The following is a 19,474-nucleotide window of genomic DNA, read 5'->3' as shown; positions in this document are numbered from 1 at the left end:
ATCTACTCGTTTTTAAAAGGTTACATTAACTCCGAATGAATAATTTCTTGTAAGAGGATAGTAGTTGCCTGATACTGCCTCTGGATCTACGCCGTCGAAGCTGGTGATGGTAAACAGGTTGTCGATACTACTGTATATTCTCAATCGGCTAATGCCATATTTGGATGTCAGCTGCTTAGGAAGGGTATAACCCACCTGCAGGTTTCTCAACTTGGCATAAGATGCATCCTGAACCCAGAAGCTGGAAGTTACTCGGTTCTGAGAATCCTTCATTGACAAGCGTGGGTAAGCGGCATTCGGATTAGGATTGCTCTCGGTCCAGCGGTTCATGTGAATATCGGTCACCTTACCGCCATTGTAGAATGCATATCTGATTTCTGGCACTGGCATTCCCTTTACATCGGCTGCACCCTGGAGCAAGGCACTCATATCGAAGTCCTTGTACTGAACAGAGAAGTTCAGACCGAAGTTGATCTTTGGGAAGTAAGAACCCAATACCTTACGGTCGCGGCTATCTACTGAGCCGGAATTGTCCAGGTCACGATACTTCAAATCACCAGGCTTTGGAGCTCCGGTAGCCTGAGAAACATGATTCTTCACGTCGGCTTCATCCTTGAAGATGCCATCGCATACGTAGCCATAGTAAGCCCACAATGGGTCACCTACCGACTGTCCTGGAGTGTCACCACCCTTCAGGTCGAGGATCTTGGTAGATACACGGCTGAAGTTGGCGCCTACATTGTAGGTCCAGTCACCGATGCGGTTGTTATGACCCACCTGCACCTCGAAACCGGAGTTGCGAACCTTTCCGGCATTCTGCATAGGAGCACCTACACCCAGTGTATAAGGGATAGGCAACTTCAGGAGAATGTCGCGGGTTTCCTTATGGAAATAGTCGAAGCCGAAGGTCAGCTTGTTGCCAAGGAAGGTGGCATCGATACCGAAGTCGTACTGGCTGGTCTTCTCCCAGGTCAAGTCGCTGTTAGCCAGTGTGCTGGAGATGGAAATACCTGGATACAGGGTGTTGCCGAAGCTGTAGTCGTAACCATACTCGTAGGTAGTCTGGTAAGGATAGTTAGAGCTTACGGTGTCCTGGTTACCCAGGAGACCCCATGAACCGCGGAGTTTCAGGTTATCTACCCAAGAAACATTAAACCAGGATTCCTCTGAGATTCTCCATCCTACAGAGAATGATGGGAAGGCACCGAAGCGCTTGTTCTTTGGGAAACGGGAAGTTCCGTCATAGCGAAGGTTTGCCTCGAACAGGTAACGGTCATCGTATGAATAGTTCAGACGGCCGAATACGGAACGCAGAGAGTATTCTGTCTCTGTACCGTAAGTGGTCTGAGTAGTCACTTCACCGGCATTGATCTGGTCGAGTGTATTTGAGTTAGGCAGGTTCTTTCGTGAAGCCTGCAGGTAGCGCATCTGGTTGTAAATCTGAGAGTAACCCAGCAATGCGCCTACGGTATGCTTACCGAAGGTCTTGTTGTAGTCCAGGTATGCCTGGAGGTTCAGTTCCACCTTCTTGGCGTCATACTCGGTCAGCTGGTTCTGGGTTGTCTTGACAGGAGTATCAGAATCTGCTGTGTAGAAACTCTGGGTATATAAATGGGTAGGATTATCCAGCAGGTTGAATGTGGTGGCAGCAATACCACGCAACTTCAAGCCGTCGATGATGTCGAGATCCATTCCCAGGCTACCCTGGAAGTTGTTGTTGATCTGCTTGCTGGTTCCGCCGTTTCGGGCAGAAGCTACAGAGTTATGCTCGTTCTTGAACAGGGCATAGTTGCCGTTCTTGAACTGGATAGGAGTAACTGGAGTCTCGCGGAATGCGTAGTGCATCAGGTTGTCGATGCCTTCTGCTGGAGCAGTCATCACGCTGCGATATACTGCCATGTTGGTAGTAACCTTCAGGCGCTTGTTGATGTAAGCCTCCAGGTTGGCACGTACATTGAACTTGTTGTAGTTGGTATTCTCTATCAAACCGTCCTTGTCGTGGTAGTTGATAGCCAGAGAGTAGGTAATCTTGTCGCTACCGCCCTTGATGCTCAGGTGATGGTTGTGGAAGAGGCCGTTCTCGCTCAGCAAGGTACCCAACCAGTCGGAGTTGGCATAATGATCCGGGTCAGAACCATCCTTGAATTTCTTCAGGGCATCCTGACTGTAAGGCTCGTTCAATCCGTCGTTTCTGTATGCTTCGTTCATCAGGGTTGCATAGTCGTATGAATCGAGGAACTTAGGCATTCGGGTTGCACTCTGCCAACCTACGTATCCGTCATAGGAAACGATGGCTCTGCCACGTGAACCCTTCTTGGTGGTAATCAGAATCACACCGTTTGCAGCACGCACACCATAGATGGCAGAAGCCGCAGCATCCTTCAGGATAGAGATGTTCTCGATATCGTTAGGATCTACGCTGCTCATAGTAGATTCCACACCGTCGATGACAACCATTGCACTGGCGTTACCCATGGTTCCGAGACCACGGACACGCAGCAGACCGCCGTCGGCACCCGGCTGACCGCTGTTCTGGATAACGGTAACACCCGGCATCTGACCAGCCAGCATGTTGGTTACGTTGGCGCTGGTACGGTTGACCAGCTTATCTGATGAAATGGTGGCAATAGCACCTGTGAGGTTTACTTTCTTCTGAGTACCATAACCTACAACTACGATTTCTTCGATAGCTTCGGTATCTTCCTTCAGTTCGATGTTGTACTCATTGGTAGAGCCTACGGTTACGAAGATGTCTTTGAAACCGATATAGGAAATCTTGAGTTTTACACCCGGACGTGCATTCAGAGTGAAATGACCGTCCAGATCGGTGATGGCAGCATTGGTTGTACCCACTTCGAGCACGGTTGCACCAATCACAGGCACACCATGGCTATCGGTTATGGTACCCGAAATCTGCTTGCCTTTCTGCTGGGTAGCCAGTTCAGTTGCATTAGATGCATTAGATGCATTTGAAGGCATAGGAAAAGCGATTCCACCCAAAAAGATCATACACGCACACAGAGAATAGCTTCTGAGAAGCCTTATATTCTCCTTCTGTTTTTTCTTTTCGTTCTTCATATCATAAAGTTTAGAGATTTTAGAGCCCCTTTTTATTAGGACTGCAAAGTGGGGACAAATATACACAAAACTTTCCTTTTTTTGCATTTTTATGTAGAAAATGTCTTTGAATAGGTTACATTTAACGTTTGGTAACATCAAATGTCAAGGAAACCCATCGCGAATCAGCATCCGCAGTGTTGCCGCTCATTAAAACTTATATATAGGCAAAACCTTGACCTTATATCCATTTTTCTCAATTACTCTTTCCTCATTCATCGTAACAATAGTCAAATTAGAGCATTTGAGTTCCCCCGCATCATATTGGGTATGACGTGTAAGGTAAGGACGGGAAAGCAGAATATCCCGTTCCTTTTTCTGGTTATTGATAATTGTTCTCATTTCTCTTCTGATGAATTGATTAAACCGAGGCAAAGATACAAAAAATATTCAATATATCATTTGTATTGAATAAAAAAGTACTGATTTTATTCAATACGATGGATAAAATGAATAAAATCAGTACTTTTGTTCCTCATCTTTCAGTTATTTAGCATCTCTTTCCGCACTTCACGGGAAACGACAATAGCCTATATGCCATGATGAACAGGTCATTAGTATAAGACAGAGCACAGAGAGGGTGTGCCATAAGCCACATCCCACACGCCCTTTACTTTTCCCTTCGGCCGGTGACCGTTGGTTCAGGGCGTGTGGAGCTTACATGCGAAACTTGAGTAAATCATAAATTAATGTTTCTTGGGCTTCATGTTAAAATGATATGCCACATGCAATATTGCATAGCGTGGCAAGGCATTGACAAATGTCTCGGTTCTACCCTGGGCATTTACCATACGAGTGATGTTGTTCAAGTTGCCCAGGATGTCAAAGCCATCAAGCATCCACGTCAGCTTTCCCTTGAGCATAGTATAGGAAAGGCGGGCATTCCAGAGCAAATCGTCGGTATTCATAGAACTTCCTTCGTAACCACGGCGGGAATACATGGTCAGGTCGGTACCCACCTGAATATGCCAGGGCAGATTGAAAGAGGCTGTAGCTCCATAGTTGAAATCCACTGCATTGATGTGGTCGAAGTCCATTGCCTTGCCGTCAACATTTCTCCAGGCTGCGGATATCTTTACGCCCATGGTAGAAGAGCTACCTACCTTATAGTCCAGCTTCAAGGTTTCATCGAGCAACGTTGTCTGTACAGTGCTGCGGGATGCCTGATAACCCGCGCCTTCAGAGTTACCTATCAGATCTACGCTATTCACGTATTCCACACGTGTCCAGGTTCCAAATGCCAGTCGCTTCATCTTGTCAAGCGGCTGCTCGAAACTATAGGAAGCTGATGCATTCCAGTTACCATTTACATTGTCTGCACGATATTTCCTGACACCCGTATGGGCATCATAGCTATATCCCATAGCCAGGGCATTTGCACGATAGGTGTAGCCCAGGCGAAGGCTCTGGCTTCGCTGCCTGGCAATATTCATAGAGCTGAAGAGAAGATTCACGTCATAAGACATCTCATTTTTCAGGCTGCTGTTTCCCAGCTTCACATTCATAGGGTCTGTCGCATCCTGAATATTCACCATGTTCAGGAGATCAGGGAGCTTCGGGGTTGCCTTGAAGAGCAGCTGGAATCCCTTCGTGTGATTCTTTACCCAGTAGCTCAGTCGGGTAAAGGGAAAGGTAAGAAGCACCGTGTTTCTTACGATGGTTGTATCTACCTCTCCTCTCTCATAGGCAAGCTTCTGGCGGGTAGGTACGATTCCCAGTTTGGCCTGTGCACTCCAGTTGCCATGCTCAGTATCCTTATCCCATGTGATAGACGGAATCAGACTATGCGCATCCTCCGTATATTGACTTACATAACTGTTGCTTCTATCCTTCGTGCGTTCATACTCCGCCACCGATGGCAGCCATCCTATGGAAGAAGAACTCTCCTCTTCCGCCCCATCCAGCTGGTCCAGCAGATAAAGCGAAGAATGGCGTTTCTTGTCACGATGACCAAAACCGTAATACATGGACAATTCTACCGCCTGACTCAAGCGGAAGTTGTAGGCTGCCCCCAGCTGATAGAAAAAGTTCCGGTCTGGATGGTTTCTGAAGTACTGATTGCCGGAATTCTGCACCTGCTTATCATCACCATAGTGTACGGCATACTTGTTGAACAAGTCCTCCTTGCGCTTATCGTAGGAGACCTGTCCTATCAGGTTGATGTAGTCATCAGAGCCCTTGAGCTTGATCGTGCTTACCGCATTGAAACTTCCTGCCATCTGATAGCCTTTGCCCAATCCCTCCTTCTTATATCTGTTAATCAGGGATTGGCGGATCAGATTCTCCGAACCGACGGCATAAATATTATCGAGCATTTCCCGGCTGACATCATATTGCATAGAGGAGAATGTGCCGGAAATATAATTGCTGTACCTGTCGAACTTATCATATTGGAATACCGGCTTCAGGAGCAGGTTTACCTTGTTGTTAAATACGAGGTATAGCTGGTTGACGGCTGTCAGGTGAAAATTCTTCACGGTTTCTTTCTGGCGCTCATAATCGAATGTATTTCCCTTCTGCAGGAAGTTCACACGGTCGGTATTGGTAATGACTTCCTGATTGGAATGGCTCACCTGCACATTGCCATTGAGGTCAAACTTCTGGTTTCTGTCACTCACCGCATAGTCTAATCCGCCCAGCTTCTCCCTATTGTCGCCCTTCGGCATGTCAACGGGGTTCCAGTCTGAGTCGCGGCCAGGCTTTCTGTTGTCATTAAGATTGTTCACATTTCCATAGAAGGTAATGCGGGAATGGTCCGTATAGCGCATGGCAAAGAGGCGACCCAGGTAACGGTCTTTCGTACCTGCTCCGCCCTCAAGGTTAGCCAGCAAGCCGATGGAATATTCTTTCTTGAGATTGACATCCATCACATACGTCTTGTCGTCCTCACGCTTCCGGCCAAGGAATTCGCTGTTCTTGCCATACTTGTCGTATATCTTTATCTGCTTGACGGTATAGGAGGGAAGATTCTCCAGCATGACCTCCTGGTTGCCTCTGAAGAAATCCTTGCCGTTGAGCAGCAGATTCTCAACAAACTGGCCATTGTGATAGATGCGTCCGTCTTTCTTGATTTCCACGCCCGGCATCTGCCGAACCAAGGCATCAAGCATACTGCCCTCTGCCAATACAAAGGCATCGGCATTATAGACAACTGTATCTCCCTTATGATAAAACTTCACCTTACTTCCTACGACATTTACCTCCTGCAGCATCTTCGAATCAGGGCGCAACACCACAGGAGGAAGCTCCCTCAGATACTCCCTCTTCCTCAGGTCACCTATGGAAATGTTGACATACGATGTCTTATAGCCCAGATAGCTGGCACGAATGATATAGTTAGCCTTTACTCTTGGCACGTCAAACTGAAAGATGGAGGAATAACCTTCCTGATCATCCCGGGTCCAATGGTTGTTCGCCACCAAGGTTTCAATAACCGTGCTGTCTGAGGATAAGAGTTGTACGGTGACTCCAGGCACGTCATTACGTGTCTTGGAATCTACCACGCGACTTTTGATAGTCAACTTTTCCTGACCGTAACATGCCACAGACAATAACATGGCAAGAAATAAAGTAAACAGTTTTGTCATAATTTCTATTTTTTAATTGCACAATGATTCAACAAATAATTCTTCAGATTTCCTTTTATTAACGGACAAACGTTGATATTATTGTCTTCTGTATCACGTTTAATGCGATTGTATGGACAGCCACCCCCACACACCGGCAGCAAAAGACATACCTTGCACTTATCATCATCAAATGGGGTCGATGCTGCCAAATATTGGAATAACAACTATGAAGCGGATAATATCTTCTTCTAATGGAAATTGTATTTCCAGCACGATTAATATGTTTTTATCATTAGGGAAAATCTCCGTTCAAAAGTGTTGAATGTGTGTTCAAAAGCTTTGAATGTACATTCAAAAGTGTTGAACGGCGGTTCAATACTTTTGAACGAAGATTTTCCCTAATAACAATTACTTTTTCCTCTAGGCTTTTGGAGTTTTTAGATACGGAATAAGTCATCCATAGTGATAACTCGGTGCGTTATAGTAATGGAACCATATCTTACACGAAAACGAGCTTATTGTTTTGTGAAATTTACACGAAAACAAGATTATCTCGGCTGAAAAGATACTAAAAATATCGTTTCGCGCAAAATAATGAGTCGCTATTTTGCGCGAAAGGGGGTAAAAAGGTCGTTTTGCGCAAAATAATGAGTCACTATTTTGCGCGAAAGGGGGTAAAAAAGCCATTTCGCGCAGAATAGTGATAGGGAGTTGGTATTTATTAGTCGTGGAAATGTGCGGAAAAACAATGGATTTCCACGACTAATCATGCTAATTGATGTTTTTCTGTTTCTCTGCATACTCCTTCGGGAAGACGCCGAACTCCTTCTTGAAGCATTTGGAGAAATACTTCGGAGTGTTGAAGCCCACCTGGGTTGCCACATCGCTGATCAGAATGTTAGGGTTCGACTGGATGATGCGCTGAGCTTCCTTCAGGCGGATGCTGGTGATGAAGGCAATGACCGTTTGCCCTGTTGTGGCTTTCACCTTATTATATAGGGTGGATTCGCTCATCACCATATCCTTGGCAAAAGACTCGCGGTTGTAATCGCCATCTGCAAGATGTTGCATCACTACCTCTGTGGCACGGGTTATGAATGCCTGATCTGGGTTGCTCAAATGTAACGCAGTCTGTGTTTCGCTCTCCGTGCTGGTTTGGAGCGAAACTTCTGCCTGAATCTTCTCTATCATCTTCTTGCGGTTGGCAAGAAGGGCATTGATTCGGACTTCCAGCTCATCAAACTTGAAAGGCTTGGTGATGTAGGCATCTGCTCCTGCGGCATAAGCCTCGGTCTTGTCCTCTTCCTTGTTCTTGGCGGTGAGCAGGATAACTGGCAACTGCCAGAAACTCTTGTCAGACTTCAGCTGCTTGGTCAGTTCGATGCCATCCATAATCGGCATCATCACGTCGCTCACCACGAGGTCGAGTTTCTCCTTCATGATGATGTTCATCGCCTGCTTTCCGTTCTTTGCCGTAAACACATGATAGTTCTTGCTCAATACCTGCAGCATCAGGGCGAGCAGTTCCTCGTTGTCCTCCACCACCAGGATTTTGCTCGCATTCTTACGGATGAAGATGCTCTGGTGGACAGGTGCCAGCTTAGGTTTGTCTTCAGAAGCAGGTTGGGATTCCTGCTTCGTTTCCTGGCTTGCCTGTCTGATAGCTTCCTGATTTACTGCATTTGGTTTGTCAGAGTTGTCTATTTCATTTGGTGCATACGCACTCTTCCTGATAGGCAGGGTAATGGTGAAGGTAGTGCCTTTGCCTTCCTGACTTTCACATTGGATGTTGCCATGATGCAGCTTCACCAGGTCGTGGGTCAGCGACAGTCCGATACCGGTTCCCGGCATGTTCTGCTTGCGGTAGTCGCCATCGAAGAATCGGGTGTAGAGATGCTTCATCTTCTCCTTCGACATACCGATGCCATTATCGGCAATCGTGATGACCGCCTGCTCCTTGCTGAGGCTGAGCGATACATCAATCTTGCCCCCCCATTTATTATATTTAATGGCGTTGGAGAGCAGGTTGTAGATGATCTTATCCATCTTGTCGGCATCAAACCATGCCATGCCTTCAGCCTTCGGCTTCTCCAGGGATAGGATAATCTTCTGGTGTTCAGCCATCGGACGGATATTCTCGCAAGCTTCTTCTATGAACGAAATCAGGTTTCTGCGGCTCACGAGCAGATGCAGCTGTCCTGCCTGCGACTTTCTCACTTCCAGGATCTGTCGCAGGAGTCGGGTGGTGCGGTTGATGTTGTTGTCCATCACCAGATAATCTTCCTCATACTGTGGTGCCATCGCCTTGAGTTTGTAGATGGTGGCAGAGATGACGGTAAGAGGGGTGAGCAGCTCGTGGGTGATATTGGTAAGGATAACTCCCATCTGCAGGCTGTTTCTGGTTTTCACCCGCTCCTTATACCATCGTGCCGTAGCAAAGATGCCGCCAATGAGCATCAGGATATAGAACATGAAGGCTATTCTGGATGCATACCATGGCGGCAGCACCTTGATGGTGATGGTGTAGGGCAGTTCCTGCCACTGACCATAGCTGTCGGTGGCCTTCAGACGCAATCTGTAGGTTCCTGCGCTTAGGTTCTGGAAGGTGGCTTTGTGAACATCAGGCTTGCAGTATTGCCAGTCTTCATCATAACCTTCCAGCTGGTAGGCATAGACATTCTTGCTGGCATTGCCGTAAGTGAGGAGTGCAAATTCGATATCAAACTTCTTCACCTTTGCCGGTATGGTAATCTCCTGGGTATAGTGAGGCATTTCTTTCGAAATATCACTTTTGAGAACAGAGTCCAGCATGGCAAATGGCACGTCGTCTATCAGCAGGTCGGTAATGATGAGCTTGCTGTTCTTCTTGTGATGCTTCATTCCCATAAGAGGAGATGGAGTGAAGGAGAAGAAGCCTGTTCTGCCGCCGAAGAAGATTTCCTTGCCAAACTGATAACTGGCATCCGCCGAAAAATGGACTTCTCCCAAACCGTCTTCCCGGGTAAAGTAAGTGATGTTGCGCAAGTCTTCCGCATCCTGACTTTTCCAGGTAATATAAGCCAGAGACTTGTTGAGCGCTACCCAGATATTGCCGAAAGCATCGCCTTCTATGGAGAAGGTCTGGTCATCCGGAAGATGAATCTTTCGGTTTTGGTATTCAAAACGGTCTTCCACCTTATTATATAGGAAGAGTCCGCCACTGTTTGATATCGCCCAGAGTCTGCCCTGCTTGTCCTCCATGCATTTCTGGGCATCATTGATGGCAAAGAGCTGGTTTTTAGAGCAGTATTGCTTGTATTTCAGCGAACGGATGTTCTTGGGGTTTCCCGAAATGCGGATGATGCCTTCATTATCGGTAGAGACCCAGATGTTGCCCTGCCTATCCTGGCTGATATTACGGATGTCGCAGCTGCTGAAGTCGTTCTTACCTTCTTTCATGGTCAGGAAGTAGCCTGTATTGTCTGGATACACGATACTCATACCATTGCGGCTTCCTATCCACATGGTTTTATCCTTTGATTCGAAAACAGCATTGACAAAGTCTTCTTGGATGTATTTGGTATTGCTGCGATTCAGTTCGAAGGCATTCCCCTCCTTTGGTTTGACTACGACACCATAGTTGTTGACCGCAAACCAGATTTCCCCATTGCTTCTTTTGGCAATGCTGGTGATACTCGTGGTTAGCGTATAGTCGTGCAAACTGCCAAAACCTGGAATTTCACTATTATAATAGGTGGCACCGGTGTATCTGTTGTAGAGCGCTACTCCGTATGGATTGAGTCCCAGCCAGAACCATTTCCCGTCGGTAGTGAGAATTGCATTGACATAGTTGATGGTAGGGGCATTCTGAAGATTTCCCAGATGCCACTGCCTGAAGAGCGATGGTGTGGTGGTAATCTGCAGGACTCCATCATTCTGCGTGCAGAGCCAGATGTTGCCCCCCCCATCTGTGCAGATATCATTGCAGTAGATGAGTCGGCTGTTGCCTATCTGGGTATATTTCTGCCAGCTGGCCTGCGGCAGGTTTTCGTCGAGAAAGCAGATGCCTTCTCTTGTGCATGCCCAGAGAGTATGCGTAGTAGGGTCTTCTACGAATTTATAGAAGATGTCGAAATTATTGGTTGTATAGGGATATTGATGATATTGCGGATTCTTCAGATTGTCCGGATTGCTGATGCACAGCACTCCATATCCCCAGGTTCCTACCCAGAGACGATGGTTTCTGTCGAAAAAGAGCGAGTAGGCAGAATTTATGTCATTCAGCTTCGGGTAGCTGAGGAAAACGTTGCTGCCACGTTTCAGACGCATCAGTCCGGAAGACCAGGTGCCGACGAGAAGGTCGCCATTCTTGTCTTCAGCTACACATTTTACGCTGAAAGAATTGAGGCGCTGTTTCTTTCCGTTTTCATCGATGCGCCAGGCATTCCTGGAAGTATAGGTATAGAAGGATTCATTTTCCGGATTGAAATAAGATAATCCTCCATCTGTACCAACCCAGAGTGTACCATCTCTCGAAACAAAGAGATGGTAGATGATTCTCTGATCTTCGCTTGGCAGGAAATAGGTCTTGAAAACGCCAGTCTTCCGGTTTATCTTTACCAGACCGTTTCGGGTTCCCAGCCAGAGATTGTGCTCGTGGTCTTCTGCCATGGAACGGATGTCGTTGTTGGGGAGAATACCTGGAGAAAGTGCATTCGATTTATACGATTTCACTGTATAGCCATCGTATGATTTGAGTCCGGAATTGGTTCCTACCCACATCATTCCTTCGCTATCCAGCATCATACAGTAGCTTTCTGACGCTGGCGAAATGTTAAAAGATGCAATGCTGCGGTATGGAAATGTTTCCGCTTTAGCAATGATGCAGCACACAAAAGTCAGTATCAAATATATTGTTCTCATCTCGATTATTAGTATTTCTTTGTATTTTGGGTACAAAATTACTACTTTTTCCCGAATTTTTCCCTTATTTTAGCGAAATTTTCCCTAATATATGATAAAAAAGTCCGAATTTTGCAATTGTGAAGCAATAAAAGTTGCCTTGGCGAGAGCGAAGGCGGCACTTTACATTTTTTACATAAACTGTATAATATAAACTAACAAATTAAAATACAACTTAAAATGGAAAATCTTAAGCTAATAACATCGTCTAGAAGATTGATGGCTTTGGCAGCTTTGGCAACTGGCGTTGCTTTGCCTCCACAATCTATCATGGCAGCTTCTACAGCTCAGGTTGTTCAGCAGTCGGGTGTCGTTAAAGGTCAGGTTCTTGATCCTTCTGGTGAGCCGGTAATCGGTGCTACCGTAAAGGTTAAGGGTTCCAAGACGGGTACTGTTACCGATCTTGATGGTAACTTCTCGCTCAGTGCTGCTCCAGGTGCTATGGTCGAAGTGTCTTATATAGGTTATAAGACCATGACGGTAAAAGCTGGTAATGGTCCGTTGAACGTTACTTTGGAAGACGACAATCAGGCTTTGAGTGAAGTAGTTGTCGTAGGTTTCGGTACTCAGAAGAAGGTAAACCTCACTGGTGCTGTCTCTGTAATCGACAGCAAGGAGATTGCTTCCCGTCCTGTTGCCAATGCTACCCAGGCATTGCAGGGTCTGGTTCCTGGTTTGCAGATTTCCAGCTCATCTGGTTCTATGGATGCTACTCCTAATGTAAATGTACGTGGTACTACTACCATTGGTGAGGGTTCCAAGGGTACTCCATTGATCTTGATTGATGGTTCTGAGGGTGATTTGAATACCATCAACCCACAGGATATCGAAAGTGTATCTGTATTGAAGGATGCTGCTGCATCTTCTATCTATGGTTCCCGTGCACCTTTCGGTGTAATCTTGGTTACTACCAAGAAAGGTAAGTCGGGTAAGGTTACAGTCAACTATAACAACAGCTTCCGTTTCAGCGGAATGATTCGTGGCAAGCACATGATGAACTCTGTTGACTATGCAGCATGGGTAAACGATGCTCATACCAATGGTGGTAGTGGTGTGTTCTTCGATCAGGAGCGTATGGATAAGATCGTGGCTTATCACAATGCCACTCCTGTAGGTCCTGGTACCCGAAAGGATGCCAATGGTAACCTGCTCTACGGTATCGATTCCAGCAACGGCACAACATGGAATGATGGCTACGGCTATGGTGTAGATGACGTAGATTGGTATGATGCCTTGTATAAGAGCACAGCCTTCTCTCAGGAGCATAACGCAAGTGTGAGCGGCGGTAATGATAAGTTTAATTTCTATGCTTCTTTCAACTACCTGCACAATGGCGGTTTCATGAAGCTGGATAAGGATAAGAACGACCGTTACAATACGGCAGCTAAGATTGGTGCGCAGATTACCGATTGGCTGCACCTGGATTACTCTACCCGCTGGACCCGTACCGATTTCCAGCGCCCTGCTAATTTGACCAACAGTCTGTATCAGGACTTGGCACGTCAGGGTTGGCCAGTATTGCCTTTGCAGGATCGCAACGGTTATTATTATTCTGCACCTTCTCCTGCCCTCGGTCTGGCTACAGCAGGTAAGGATACCAAGGAGCGTGACATTCTGAACCAGCAGGTGAACCTGTTGATTGAGCCTATCAAGAACTGGAGAACTCATATCGACTTCACTTATCGTTCAGAGAATACTGCACGCCACTGGGACAAGAAGATGCTCTACAACCATGATGTTGCCGGCAATCCTATCGTTTACGACAAGGGTTCCAATGTTCATGAGGATGAATATAAGGAGAACTACTATAACTTCCAGGCTTATACCGAGTACAACTTCTCTCTGGCTAAGAAGCATAACTTCCACGTAATGGGTGGTTTCCAGGCAGAGCAGTTGAGAAAGACCGAATTCGGTCTGCAGCGTAATGGTATCTTGGATGAGTCTCGTCTGGAGGTGGATCTGACCAATGGCTTGAGCTACGAAGGCAAGGAAATCGTTCCTTCCGTGAATGGCGGACGCAACCAGTGGCAGACAGCCGGCTTCTTCGGCCGCTTGAACTACAACTATGACGAGAAGTATCTTTTCGAGTTCAATATCCGTCATGACGGTACATCCAAGTTCCGCAGAAACAATATGTGGAAGACCTTCCCATCCTTCTCTTTGGGTTGGAACATCGCTCACGAGAACTTCTGGAAGCCATTGGAGAATACAGTAAATACCTTGAAGCTCCGTGCATCTTACGGTTCTTTGGGTAACCAGAATATTGATAACTGGTATCAGACCTATTCTACAGTAGATTATAAATCAGTATCAGGTACCTGGCTCCAGGGGGGTAAGAAGACCAACATTACTGCAGCTCCAGGTCTGGTTTCTGCAGCCTTGGGTTGGGAAAAGGTAGAAAGCTATGATGTCGGTCTCGACTGGGGTGCTTTCAACAACCGCCTGACTGGTTCCTTCGATTACTATGTACGTAATACCAAGGACATGGTAGGTCCTGCTCCTGAGTTGCCTGCACTTTTGGGAACTGCTGTTCCTAAGACCAACAATACTGACCTCCGTACCACTGGTTGGGAGTTGCAGATTGGCTGGCGCGATCATCTGGAGAATGGCTTGAACTATGGTGTAACATTCAATGTTTCTGATGCTCAGGCTAAGGTAACCCGTTATCCAAACAACCCTACAGGTTCTTTGTCTAGCTATATCGAGAACCGCAAGGTAGGCGAAATCTGGGGTTATGAAACCATCGGAATTGCCAAGACTAATGATGAGATGAACCAGCATCTGGCTACCTTGCCAAATGGTGGACAGAGCCAGCTTGGCGACAAGTGGGCTGCTGGTGATATCATGTACAAGGACCTGGATGGCGACGGCAAGATCTCTAATGGAAGCAATACATTGGCAGACCATGGTGACTTGAAGGTTATCGGCAACAAAACTCCTCGTTATCTCTTCGGTCTTGATCTCACTGCCAGCTGGAAGGGGTTCGACTTCCGTGCATTCATGCAGGGTGTCATGAAGCGTGATTATTCTGATGCGAAAGAATTTCTGTTTGGAGCTACCGACTCTGGTGTATGGTGGGCTGCAGGTATTACCGGCGTTCAGGACTACTTCCGCGATTCAGAAACCTGGTCTGTTAAGAATGGCTACGAATCAGAGAATCTGAATGCCTATCTGCCACGTCCGCAGTACAGCGGGAAGAACATCCATACCCAGACACGCTATTTGCTCAATGCAGCTTATTTGCGTATGAAGAACCTTCAGATTGGCTATACCCTGCCACAGAGCTTGGTTTCAAAGGCAGGTTTGGGCAATGTCCGCTTCTTCGTTTCAGCAGAGAATTTGTTCACTATCACCGATCTTCCAAGTCAGTTCGACCCAGAGACCATCGATACCGATTATGGTAATGGTTATCCTCTCTCTCGCACTTTCTCTTTCGGTGTTAACGTTACATTATAATTAAAAGGAGATATTAATATGAAATTCAAACATATAGCACTTATGTCATTGGCACTTGCTGCATCCTTCTCTTCTTGTAGTGATTATCTGGAGCAGGAGCCACCATCAAGCTTACCTTCTGATGGATTCTTTACTTCAGAGGCAAAGGTGAAAGCTGCTGCCGATCAGTTCTATGGTGATGTCATGCCAGGACACGCCAACTGGAGCTATGGTCTCTATGCCGGAGATGTGAATACCGACAACCAGATCAACTGGAAAGGTGATGGCAAGTTTGCCACAGGACTTTGGAAAACAGCCAATGATAACGGCAACTGGTCTTGGAATAATATCCGCAACATCAATTACCAGCTCAATTCTATCCTCGAGGCTCAGAAGGCTGGTAAGATCTCTGGTAGTGAGGCTATCATCAACCAGTATATCGGTGAGATCTACTTTATGAGAGCATATTGCTACTTCGATATGTTGCAGAAGTGGGGCGACCTTCCTATTGTAACCGAGGCATTCCCTGACAATGAGGAAATCCTGGTGGCTGCCAACAAGCGTCAGCCTTGCAACGAGGTGGCTCGTTTCATCATGGAAGACCTGGACAAGGCTATCTCGCTGATGCAGGATGGTTTTGACAAGAACCATACCCGTATCTCTCCAGATGCAGCCCGCCTGTTCAAGAGCCGTGTAGCTCTCTACGAGGGTTCTTGGCTGACTTATTTTGCCGGCACAGCTTTCGTTCCTAACGGCGAGGGATGGCCAGGCAAGGCTAAGGAGTATAATGCCAACTATCAGTATCCTACAGGTTCTGTTGATGCTGAGGCTAAGTATTTCCTGCAGGAGAGTGCCAAGGCTGCCGAAATGGTAGCTGACAAGTATAAGGATCAGTTGATGGTTAACACCGGTACTATTCCTCAGAAGGAAGGTGATCCTCAGAACCCTTACTTCAATATCTGGGGTACTACAGATATGTCGGGTACACCTGAGGTTATCCTTTGGCGCCAGTATAGCAAGGAGTTGGGTGTAGTCAATAATGTGGAGGTTGGTGTCCAGCATGGAGACTTTGGTGTAGGTCTTACCCGCTCTATGGTAGAGGGCTATGTGATGAAGGATGGTAAGCCTATCTATAATTCAGCCTATACCTATAGCGACCAGACTATCGCTGATGTTGCTACCAATCGTGACCCTCGTCTCACCATCTTCCTGAAGGTTCCTGGACAGAAGAATGTATTCAAGAATATGTCTGCTTCAGAGGATCACTATGTCATCGACGAGCCATATCCAACCATTACCACACGTAATGCCGAGAATGACTATTCTACAGGTTATGCAATCCGTAAGGGTGGTACCTTTGATAAGGCTAATACAGGTAATGGTAACTGCTACAATGCAGCTGAAATCTTCCGTGCTACCGAGGCACTGCTGAACTACATGGAGGCTGAGTATATGTTGACCAACAGTCTTTCTGGCAAGGTTCTGGAGTATTGGAAGGATGTACGTAAGGCTGCCGGCTTCACAGGTGATGCTGTTAACCCACAGGTTACCATCGATGCTACTGAGATGAGTAAGGAAACTGCCGACTGGGGTTCTTACTCTGCAGGCAAGCAGTTGACCGATAAGATTCTCTACAATATCCGTCGTGAGCGTCGTTGCGAGTTGATTTCAGAAGGTCTTCGTGGTATGGATTTGCAGCGCTGGCGTTCATACGATCAGTTGATGACAACTCCTGCTCACATGGAGGGTATTCATCTCTGGAATACTCCAATGCAGAGCTGGTATAACAACCTGAATGCCGATGGCTCTTCTAATGCCAACGTATCAAGCTCTTCTCTGAGCGAGTACTATCGTCCATTGGAGGTGAACATGACAGCTACCAACAGCTACAAGGATGGTTTCACCTGGCACATGGCTCACTATCTGCAGCCACTTCCTATCAAGCAGTTCCTGCTTACAGCAAGTGATTATTCTTCTGTAGAGAAGAGTCCATTGTATCAGAACCCATATTGGCCAACATCAGCAGGTCAGTCAGCAGAGAAGTAGTCTTCTAGACTAAACTAGATTAAATAAGTATTCTAATCAATCAAGGCTCAGATGAAATTGTCCATTGATGGATAATCTCTTCTGAGCCTTACTCCTATTATTTTGGGGTGGAAAACTTTAGTTAATTAATAAGACGAAACAATAGTTCGTTAATAAAATAAGGGGTATGAAACAGATAATGTTTATAATGCTATTGTTGGCATCAATAGATGTGAATGCACAAGAAAATGACACTGTAAATGTTGAAAAAGATATAGTCCCGATTGATACTACACTACACTTGAGTGATGTTGTAGTCAAGGCGGCTCGTGTGATTCATAAGGTTGACAGAGATATTATCCTGCCTACTGCCAAGATTAAGGAAAACTCCTCCAATGGCTATGATCTTCTGAGAAAATTGCATTTGCCTAATCTCAAGGTGAATGAGGCACAGCAGAGCATCAGCAGTTATCTTGGTGGCGTTCAGGTTCGTATCAATGATATTAAGGCTACGGTACAGGACGTCTTGGCTTTGCAGCCGAATGAGGTTACCCGTATTGAGTACATAGATAATCCTGGAGTGCGCTATGGTGATGCAAGCCTTGCCGTTGTAATCAATTATATCGTAAAGAAAAGATATGTCGGTTACGTAGGTGGTGTCAATACAACTCAGGCTCTTTGGGAAAGATTCAATAACAGTTATGCATTCTTCAGATATAATTATAAGAAGTCTGAGTTCGGCCTGTCTTATGGATTGAACTATCGTTGGTATGATAAGAGACGAAAGGACAGCCATTCTGTATATTTGCAGCCTGATGGACTGGAGCGTACTGTAGATTATGTCGGTCAAGATGCAGAGATGACCTATAATTCTCATAACTTACAGCTTAGCTACAACTTAGCTGATCCTGGTAAGTATTCATTAAATGTGAGATTTGGGTTTGACTGGACCAATTCCCCTTACAACAAGAAACTGCAAAAGGTATTTGAAACTGGGCGACAAGATTTGTTGCTTTTTACCAATGATTTTGGGCATGATCGAAATCCTGTGTTGGATATTTATTATAGTCTGAATCTGCCTAAAAAACAAAGTCTTATCATCAATGTCGTCGGCACTCATTTAGGCTCAGATAACACTCATAGACAGAATGAATATGTATTGCTGGGGGATGTTGATGAAACGTTGAATTCCAGTCCTTTACACGACTATGGCTATGAAGCCGATGGTAGTAAGTATTCTTTGATAACAGAGGCAATTTACACCAAACTGTTGAATAAGGAGCTGTCCTTTTCTGGTGGTACTAACTATGCTGTTAGTAGAACTGATAACAAATATACAGGAAGTCAGAATGTTACTACAGTCTTGAATTCCAATAATGTGTATTTGTTTTCGCAATTGGATGGACGCTTGGGTAAAATCGCTAATTTCCAGTTAGGTGTTGGTGCAAACTATATATCAATAGAGCAAGGTAGTGTGGGGTTTCACAAGTGGACTTTTAGACCGAAGTTTACATTAGCCACTAATTCTATTAAGAATTTTAGAATTAGACTTACAGGCTCTATCAATCCACAGGTGCCTTCGTTGTCCCAGTTGAGCGAGGTGCGACAGCAGGGAAGTACAATGCAAGCAAATGATGGTAATAGTACCTTGAAGGCAACATCTACTTATTATGGTGATTTGGGCTTCACATGGAATAATAAGATAGTTGATGTTTACTGGGGCGGTAATATGAGCTACACTCCAGATGCCATTATGACAAGCATTTTGCCACAACAGCAAGCGGATGGTAGCTATTTGTATGTGTGGAAGCCTGAGAACCAGAAAAGTTTTACTTCTTATTTCGCTTATACGACTTTGGTATTCCATGTCATCCCTGATATCTTTGATATCCAAGGAGAGCTGCAATATCAGCACAAGAGAAGCCGTGGCTTGGATTATTCGCACGATTTCGAGCCTTTGCATTATGGTTTAACGGCATCTTTGAATTTGAAGAAATGGTATGTGGAGTATTATTTTGCCAATGCCTGGGAGAGTTTTTCTGGTGAAACAAGAAGCGCCGGAGAGAAAAAATCCACCCTCACGGTGTCTTATAAACATAAGAATCTTCGTCTAGGTCTAAGTTGTCTTCTTTTGGGCTATCCACAGGGATTTGACTATAAAAATAGAACAAATAGTAAGTATTATATAAGTCGAGGAGTTACTTATATCAAGAATAATGGTAATATGCTTATGTTTACACTTGGCTATACCTTTAGTCATGGTAGAAAATATAAGACAGACAGACGTATATTGAACAATAGTGATAAAGATACTGGTTTAAGATAAAATATGAACTTAAAGCCATTTCCCAAAGATCTGTCAGGAGCGACTGAATGAGATTCAATTG

Annotated in this window: 8 protein-coding genes; 3 read left to right on the top strand and 5 right to left on the bottom strand. The window is 45.6% G+C overall.

From position 1 onward, the window contains the following. Positions 1-12: 12 nt before the first annotated feature. The 5 genes from CFT61_RS04370 to CFT61_RS04350 all read right to left on the bottom strand — a co-directional run bounded on the left by CFT61_RS04370 (position 13) and on the right by CFT61_RS04350 (position 11,588). Positions 13-3,009 carry a SusC/RagA family TonB-linked outer membrane protein gene (locus tag CFT61_RS04370; RefSeq protein WP_437176817.1) on the bottom strand — a complete coding sequence of 999 codons (2,997 nt, stop codon included), beginning with the start codon at positions 3,007-3,009 and terminating at the stop codon, positions 13-15. 258 nt (positions 3,010-3,267) lie between these two features. After that, entirely contained in the window at positions 3,268-3,459 is a 192-nt protein-coding gene (locus CFT61_RS04365; RefSeq protein WP_089543252.1) for a hypothetical protein, read from the bottom strand. 344 nt (positions 3,460-3,803) lie between these two features. Next, the gene (locus CFT61_RS04360; protein WP_142990554.1) at positions 3,804-6,704 is read right to left on the bottom strand and encodes a carboxypeptidase-like regulatory domain-containing protein; all 2,901 of its coding nucleotides are present in this window, start codon (positions 6,702-6,704) and stop codon (positions 3,804-3,806) included. Between the two features lie 5 nt (positions 6,705-6,709). Continuing rightward, a complete protein-coding gene (locus CFT61_RS04355; protein ID WP_254918851.1) occupies positions 6,710-6,895 on the bottom strand; it encodes an SPASM domain-containing protein in 186 nt (61 codons plus the stop codon). A 562-nt stretch (positions 6,896-7,457) separates the two neighbouring features. Beyond that, positions 7,458-11,588 (bottom strand): two-component regulator propeller domain-containing protein, encoded by a 4,131-nt coding sequence (locus CFT61_RS04350; protein ID WP_089543249.1) that lies wholly within the window; start codon positions 11,586-11,588, stop codon positions 7,458-7,460. 219 nt (positions 11,589-11,807) lie between these two features. Between CFT61_RS04350 and CFT61_RS04345 the strand changes: the two genes are divergently transcribed. From CFT61_RS04345 to CFT61_RS04335, 3 genes are all read left to right on the top strand, one after another. Further along, complete coding sequence (locus CFT61_RS04345) at positions 11,808-15,083, top strand: SusC/RagA family TonB-linked outer membrane protein (protein ID WP_089543248.1); 3,276 nt, start codon at positions 11,808-11,810, stop codon at positions 15,081-15,083. 18 nt (positions 15,084-15,101) lie between these two features. Next, complete coding sequence (locus CFT61_RS04340; RefSeq protein ID WP_089543247.1) at positions 15,102-17,108, top strand: RagB/SusD family nutrient uptake outer membrane protein; 2,007 nt, start codon at positions 15,102-15,104, stop codon at positions 17,106-17,108. 166 nt (positions 17,109-17,274) lie between these two features. Beyond that, on the top strand, positions 17,275-19,413 hold the full coding sequence (locus tag CFT61_RS04335; protein WP_089543246.1) for a TonB-dependent receptor: 2,139 nt from the start codon (positions 17,275-17,277) through the stop codon (positions 19,411-19,413). The last annotated feature ends 61 nt before the right edge of the window (positions 19,414-19,474 follow it).

Origin of the sequence: Segatella copri (genome assembly GCF_002224675.1) — a bacterium.
Lineage (GTDB): Bacteria > Bacteroidota > Bacteroidia > Bacteroidales > Bacteroidaceae > Prevotella > Prevotella copri_U.
The sequence above is the reverse complement of the archived record's forward strand: the minus strand, read 5'-3'. Positions and strand labels throughout refer to the sequence as shown.